Consider the following 6,760-nt stretch of genomic DNA (forward strand, 5'->3'; position numbering starts at 1 on the left):
AATAAGTTATTTTAACAAGTAAAATAGATAACTTAATTAGTGTGATTGGTATAACTCATCAACTACTATTTTTCTCCTCTCCTTCTTTTCAATGAGTTTTCTCAGTGGAGGTTTCTCTAATACTTAGCCATTTTTCTTTCTTAAGAAGTCTGACAGACTTGATCTTTTTCTTTGTTCATTCGTATTAATGATAGTGCTAATTATGATATTAATAACTTAAGTGATATGCGTTTATTGTGTAAGTTAAATAAGAACAAGATGTGCATTAAAGAAACGATGTTGATTGATATGCACTTATCACTGAATTAAATAATATCGACACTCAAAAACTAAAGAGGCACGATTTATGGACGTAAATAAATCAAGAAAACGAGATTTACTACAGGCTTTTGATTTAGTCACGACTAAAGGAAAAAAGACTGATGGTGTCTATGAACTTTCAGGCGTAAAAGCGTCTCAGGATTTCGATGGGTACACTTGTTGGTTATCATTCAAAGATCTGACCGTGACTTTATTATTTCATGGTGCATTTGATATGGATTATGAAGATGAAGATACTCAGAAAGTGTTTTTTAAAAAGATATCCAAGATGTTGGACGATAAAGAAAGTTATTAATTGCTTTAGCCGTTGTAACTATCTTAACAACTGACATGATTAATAAATCCATCAAACTATTCTTTTGATACGCTCTCAGAAATTAAGGTATCAATCTTTTAAATTGCACTTTCGCCAGCATTTCCAATAACACTTTCCAATAACAATAGGGGATAACATGAGTCAGTTAACATCCACCAATACCGTTAATGCATTGGAAGTTGCTAAATTTGAAGCAATGGCCGAGGAATGGTGGGATCCGCAAGGAAAGTTTAAACCTCTACACATGTTGAATCCTTTACGTGTTGAATATATCGTTGAGCAAATAGCGACTCAGTTTAATAGAGACTTAAGTAGTTTATTACCTTTTAAAGGTTTACGACTATTAGATATTGGTTGTGGTGGAGGGTTGTTAAGTGAGCCTATGGCACGTTTAGGCGCTGAAGTGGTGGGGGCCGATGCAGCACCAAGAAATATCCCCGTCGCACAAGTTCATGCTAAGCAGTCTGGTTTAACAATAGATTATCGTAACACTATGGCTGAAGCTTTAGTGGATGAAGGTGAGTTGTTTGATGTGATCCTTAATATGGAAGTCATCGAACATGTGGCGTCTCCACAAGCGCTTTTAAACGCTTGTGAAGCATTACTAAATGAAGGTGGCGTGATGCTTTGCTCTACGATCAATCGCAACCCCAAAAGCTATTTAGTCGCTATTGTTGGTGCTGAAAGGGTCATGCGTTGGTTGCCTGCTGGGACACATCAATGGCATAAGTTTATTAGACCGTCCGAGCTTGCTGAAATGTTTCAAGTTACAAGTCTAGAGTTGATAGATAAACGAGGGTTTGTTTTTAATCCACTGTTGTGGCGGTGGTCATTATCGACATCAGACTTATCAGTTAATTATGTTATGGCTGTAATAAAACCTGCTTAGTCTTTTTATTAACCAGTAACGCACTATTAAATAACTTTTCTTTATATATGTCTTATGGATATTTTAAATTAAAGCTTTATTCTATGCTTACTGTCCATTTCTTATTAAACACTATTACAAAGTATTATTACTAAGCACTATTACTAAACATTATTACTAAACATTATTACTAAAAATTGTTTCTAAATAATAAGAACTGTTTCTAAAAATTCTTATTAAGAATTAAAACTACAGATTGTTGTTAAGTGTATGCTAATACTTAGCAATAAACTTAAATACAAAGTGATCTGAAATCATTACCGACTCGTTATAAGTCGTCACCATTAAAAATTATATGCTCAAAAGGAGCCTTGTGTGTCACGTTTCTCAGGAATTACGGATAACCCTCATAAAGAGCGTTTTAATCAAAAAACAGGTATTTTACTGACCAATTTAGGCAGCCCTGATGAACCATCGACTAAAGCCGTAAGAGTCTATTTAAGTGAGTTTTTGTCAGACCCTCGTATTGTTGAAATTCCACGTTTAGTTTGGATGATCATTTTACATGGCATTATTCTTCGAATACGACCAAAACGTTCTGCAAAACTTTACAAAAGTATTTGGACTGAAAATGGCTCGCCTTTAACCCATATTACACGTCTTCAACGAGATAAATTGAGTGCGCTTTTAAAGCAACAAGGGTACGAAAATACTGAAGTGGTTATGAGCATGCGTTACGGTAATCCTTCTATTGAGTCAGGCCTAGAAGAGTTGCGTGAAAAAGGCTTTACTCGCATTGTTGTATTACCTTTATATCCTCAATATTCAAGCCCTACAATAGGCTCTACATTCGATGCGGTTTCCAATGTTTTGCGTAAATGGCGTTGGGTTCCTGAATTACATTTTATTAATGGATACCACAAAAATACAACTTACATCGATGCGTTAGCGAATAGTATCAGTGAGGATTTGAAGAAAAATGGTACGCCGCAAAAACTCGTTTTTTCATACCATGGTATGCCGAAGCTATTTTTAGATAATGGTGACCCTTATTATTGTTTATGCTTACAAACAACACGTTTAGTTATTGAAAAACTAACATTAGATAAAGAGCTACAGCTAGATAAAGAAAATGTTATTAGTACTTTCCAAAGTCGTTTTGGCAAGGCTGAATGGCTAAAACCTTATACCGATGCAACATTGCAAGGTTTACCTGAGCAAGGTATTAAAGACATAGCGATTATTAGTCCCGCTTTTAGTGCTGATTGTTTGGAAACATTGGAAGAGATCGAAGGTGAGAATAGAGAAATATTTGAAGAAGCGGGTGGTGAAAAGTACCGTTATATTGCAGCATTAAATGATCGTGACGATCATATTGAAGCGATGTTAGATGTATTAAAGCCTAACTTATAATCTTTTCCTAGGTTCACATAATGAATGCAACGACTTTTGCGCTTATCATATTTTATAAAAGCGCTTTGTAATACCGATTACATTAAATAAGTGATCTAAATTTTGCGTAGGAAAAATGACTTAGTTTAAGGCGTAAATTGAGCCTTTCGAAGATTAACTTCGTTAATCGTCTATCGGAGAATTAACCAAAGGATGTTAATTCTTTAATGGTTGTCCCCTTTACGAAATTTACAACGAAGAAATAAGTTATTTTAACCAGTAAAATAGATCAGTTAATTAGTGTGATTGGTATAACACCCAATAAAAAACCTCGGAGAGTGATTACTCGACGAGGTTTTTTTAATTCTATAAAGCAATCTTTAAAGGCGTGAATGACTTTCTTTTATTACCTTTAATGCGCATTATAGTTATTTTTCTATTGTCAGTTCTGACACTATTTCTTTGGTCGTTTCTGATGATGCTTTAGTTGAAGATTGGTAAGCATCAGTTCCCCATAAAGGAACCGTAGAAAGGCTATGCTTAAAGCTGCCAGATGTTTCTTTAGTAGAGTAAGAAACATACATTAGCGTTTGATTTTCTTGATCATAAACGCGTCTTATTTTCATCGTTTTAAAGAAAATGCTTTTAGATTTTTTAAATACTACATCACCAGATTTACTCTTATCAATCTCAGCTATCATTGCTGAAGTGATTGGCCCCGTTTGGCGACAAGCAATCGCACTATCACTTGGGTCTGAGAAGCTAAGATCTGCTTCTATTGATGCAACATGACAAGTCACACCGGTTACAATCGGATCTTTCAGCATATTCAGTTTAATATCTTGAGTAGTGAATAAACCTAAACTGACATCACCCACTTCATCATCAGAGCATCCTTTTAATACAAAGAAGCTGATAATAAGTATTAGCAATATAATGCCTACCATTTTTAATTTTTTTAACATGTAGATGATCCTATTTTTTGAAGTCCCAAGAAAGATTAGATACTAACTGGCATTGGTCGCATTTAAAATCAAATATCTCAAATAACGGTGCTGTTAGTTTCCATTCTCCCCCACAACTTGGACAAGGTCTATTTTGTTCTTCTTGCAGTGATTTACCTGCAACACGATACAAATAGTAGTATGTTGGTACTTTAGTAATATATTGAATGCGTTTACACAGGTTACTGCCGCGGTGAAAGAATTTACTACTGACTTCACCCAGCTCTTTTAATGCCGCGCTAGAAACTGCTGAACCATTCATCTGCAATTCATCTAAGTTCACCCATTCCTCTTGCCATTTAATAGCACTTTTCCGATCTCCGTTACTGATTTCTTCAGGTGTTCGGTAAAGTGGAATAGGAGCCAACGTTTCACCGCAACGAATAGGAGAGCACGTATCTAAAAAAGTAGTGTAAAGAATTTGCCAGCTTGGTGTGAAATTAGTCGCACACTGTTGAGAATTTAAATCCTCTGCAATGGTTTTAATTTTAGGAGCAAGTAATCCCGCTTTTGTTAACCCACTTAAAGCATGTGTTACCTGAGGGCTATTAAAGCGAGCGCTTAAACTATTTTCTTCTGGGCAAACTAACCGAGTTGTAAATATTGCACCTTGCATTGCAATTGGAAATTCTCTCCCAAGAATTTGTCCGTTATAACGGAGCATATCTAAGTAATTATTTACTGCACGTTCAACAGCTGCATATTGGGTATCTTCATAGCATTCAAAGCTTAGCTCTTTAATAAACACGTCTATTCTTCCAATGTTTCAGTTGGTGTAATGGCAATGCTATTCTTGAGAGTCTCCAGTTGTGTTTTTAATAAATTGATTTCTTCTTTTAATGGCGTAATAGCTTGGGCAATTTTACTGTTAATTATTTCGTCAATACTGCCACTTATTTGCTCGCTAGTTGCGCCTGTTAAAGCAGGTTCAGTTGGTGTATTAATTTCTTTGTTAGGATTGTCTTGCCATAGTTTTAAGCCCTGGATAATCGCAGGTAAAGGTGTGTTTTTAGGTAAACGTGCTTTTATTAGAGCGGTGTTTGGTGTTTTACCTTCTTTCGCGAGTTGCTGTGCAACTAATATAATACGATCCATGAACTAACCTTTTAAAAGAATGGGGTTTCATCGTCAACAAGACGATAAGCTGGTAATTGAAAACGCGGTTTAACTAAACCATTTAAGGTGAGTGTGCCTTGGTAATTATTATCGCCGTCACTGCTAAATTCAAATACAAAACTGGCTTGTAAAAAATCACTGCCTAATTTGTAGTTAAAACGAGATCGAGCAAAAGACAGTAGTTGTAATTCAAGCTTATTACAATGCTGTTCGATCATTTTCTTAGCTAGTTCAGATTGTTGACGTAATTTCCAAATGGTGGTGCCTACCAATACCATTACGAGAATAAACAATAAATCCCATATCATTATATAACCTATCCTTAAGTGTTTTCTTTCAATCCTGAAAATAATAGACCAATCGCCTGTGATAACGCAGGTGAACGGGCGGTTAAACGTAATTGTTTTAATACTTTATCTCTTAATGCAGGGATAGCGACTAAGTCAGCAAAAAGTTGTGGGAACAATGCTTGTTGATGTGTTGCTAAGGCTTCAAAATAACGATTTAATAGTGTTTCATCTTCTAACTGAGTCCAACAACGCCCAGCGATAGTAATATACCAGTCAGCTTCATGTATAAGCGTTGATGAAAATTGTTCATTTAATAATTGTTTAGTCATGCCCTGTGCATTCGCACTGGCAATGGCTCTTAATAATAAAATAGCCGTAGTACCTTGGCCTAACTGTAGGCGTTTTGTTGCTTGTTGGGTTATTTTTTCAGCTAACTCAGTATTGATATCATTCTGATTCTCAAGGCATAGAGATAGCGTTTGCAATGGTTGTTCTGGCAAGTGGTCCAACGCATTAATTATTTTTTGTTGGTTATTATCATAATTTAAACGAGCACCTAAATCAGCAAAACCCTGGAAACCTAAAGTTTGCCATTGCTGCCAATCTTCTTCACCAGAAAAGTAGTTTTGTACTGCAGGGTAAAAAGAAGAAGCCGGGCGTATAAAAGCACTGTTAATATTGGCATTAAAAATAGCCAACTTTTCAGCACTCGGTTTGTATACAAATGGATTACTGGCTAAACGTTCTTGTAACTTATCACTTATTTTAGCTGTTAAGTCTTCACCCATCGCTTCAACTACCATTCGAATAAAGCTAGTTTGAGCGGTTATTTTCATTAAACCTTGTTCGTCTAAGGGCATTTTTAAAAACCAAACATAGTGTTCTTTCTGAGCTGCAACTTGCCAAAAAGTTAACGCAATAAAAGCATGTTGTTGAATAGGGTAAGGATAAGCCTGTTCATTATTGGCCACTTTTTGAAATTCGCTGTTACTTACTTTTTGTACAATACGGCCTAAATCATATACACGGTATTGGCATTGGGCTTGTTCTAAAAAGTTGGTTAGGGTATTCATGCTCATGAAAAATATCTTTGTTATTAACGGTGAGGCGATTATATACGGGTATGCTTCATACCTCTATGTCGTTATGTCTAACTCTCGGGGATTTCTAATAAAAAATCAGTTAACTAAAGTTCTATAGTCATTTGATGAGTAATACTGATTACATTAAATATGTTATCTAAATTTTGCGCTGTAAAAATAGTTCGATTCAAGGCGTAAATTAAGCCTTTCGAAGATTAACTCATTGAATCGTCTATCGGAGAATTAACCAAAAGATGTTAATGCTTTAATGGCTGTTTTAGCAAGAAAAATAGATCAGCTAGTTATCGGAGTTGGTATAATACCGATTACATTAAATAAGTGATCTAAATTTTGCGCAGGAAAAATGACTT

At 35.4% G+C, this 6,760-nt stretch carries 8 protein-coding genes; 3 read left to right on the forward strand and 5 right to left on the reverse strand.

The window, feature by feature from the left end; all coding sequences use genetic code 11:
- Positions 1-346: 346 nt before the first annotated feature.
- The 3 genes from V6255_RS17680 (at position 347) to hemH (ending at position 2,918) form a co-directional block, all read left to right on the forward strand.
- Entirely contained in the window at positions 347-616 is a 270-nt protein-coding gene (locus V6255_RS17680) for a DUF3081 family protein (protein ID WP_341629327.1), read from the forward strand.
- 157 nt (positions 617-773) lie between these two features.
- Entirely contained in the window at positions 774-1,526 is a 753-nt protein-coding gene (ubiG, locus tag V6255_RS17685) for a bifunctional 2-polyprenyl-6-hydroxyphenol methylase/3-demethylubiquinol 3-O-methyltransferase UbiG (protein WP_341629328.1), read from the forward strand.
- A gap of 354 nt (positions 1,527-1,880) precedes the next feature.
- Positions 1,881-2,918: a ferrochelatase gene (gene hemH, locus V6255_RS17690; RefSeq protein WP_341629329.1), complete on the forward strand. Its 1,038-nt coding sequence runs from the start codon at positions 1,881-1,883 to the stop codon at positions 2,916-2,918.
- A gap of 407 nt (positions 2,919-3,325) precedes the next feature.
- On the opposite strand, the gene V6255_RS17695 is transcribed toward hemH, so the two are convergent.
- Genes V6255_RS17695 through V6255_RS17715 form a run of 5 tightly spaced genes read right to left on the reverse strand, consistent with a single transcriptional unit; the run spans position 3,326 to position 6,386 of the window.
- Positions 3,326-3,844 carry a CreA family protein gene (locus V6255_RS17695; protein ID WP_425355943.1) on the reverse strand — a complete coding sequence of 173 codons (519 nt, stop codon included), beginning with the start codon at positions 3,842-3,844 and terminating at the stop codon, positions 3,326-3,328.
- 28 nt (positions 3,845-3,872) lie between these two features.
- Positions 3,873-4,649 (reverse strand): Zn-ribbon-containing protein, encoded by a 777-nt coding sequence (locus tag V6255_RS17700; protein ID WP_341629331.1) that lies wholly within the window; start codon positions 4,647-4,649, stop codon positions 3,873-3,875.
- Between the two features lie 2 nt (positions 4,650-4,651).
- Positions 4,652-4,996: a hypothetical protein gene (locus tag V6255_RS17705; RefSeq protein WP_341629332.1), complete on the reverse strand. Its 345-nt coding sequence runs from the start codon at positions 4,994-4,996 to the stop codon at positions 4,652-4,654.
- Positions 4,997-5,007: 11 nt separating this feature from the next.
- On the reverse strand, positions 5,008-5,325 hold the full coding sequence (locus tag V6255_RS17710; protein WP_341629333.1) for a DUF3301 domain-containing protein: 318 nt from the start codon (positions 5,323-5,325) through the stop codon (positions 5,008-5,010).
- A gap of 14 nt (positions 5,326-5,339) precedes the next feature.
- The gene (locus V6255_RS17715) at positions 5,340-6,386 is read right to left on the reverse strand and encodes a DUF3549 family protein (RefSeq protein WP_341629334.1); all 1,047 of its coding nucleotides are present in this window, start codon (positions 6,384-6,386) and stop codon (positions 5,340-5,342) included.
- Between the last annotated feature and the right edge of the window lie 374 nt (positions 6,387-6,760).

It is taken from the genome of Psychromonas arctica (assembly GCF_038155225.1).
GTDB classification, from domain to species: domain Bacteria; phylum Pseudomonadota; class Gammaproteobacteria; order Enterobacterales; family Psychromonadaceae; genus Psychromonas; species Psychromonas arctica_B.

Bases quoted from the DNA above. Each gene is read 5' to 3' on its own strand.
- V6255_RS17705 (WP_341629332.1), bottom strand. From the start codon at position 4,996: ATGGATCGTATTATATTAGTTGCACAGCAACTCGCGAAAGAAGGTAAA.
- V6255_RS17715 (WP_341629334.1), bottom strand. From the start codon at position 6,386: ATGAGCATGAATACCCTAACCAACTTTTTAGAACAAGCCCAATGCCAA.
- V6255_RS17710 (WP_341629333.1), bottom strand. From the start codon at position 5,325: ATGATATGGGATTTATTGTTTATTCTCGTAATGGTATTGGTAGGCACC.
- V6255_RS17695 (WP_425355943.1), bottom strand. From the start codon at position 3,844: ATGGTAGGCATTATATTGCTAATACTTATTATCAGCTTCTTTGTATTA.
- ubiG (WP_341629328.1), top strand. From the start codon at position 774: ATGAGTCAGTTAACATCCACCAATACCGTTAATGCATTGGAAGTTGCT.
- V6255_RS17680 (WP_341629327.1), top strand. From the start codon at position 347: ATGGACGTAAATAAATCAAGAAAACGAGATTTACTACAGGCTTTTGAT.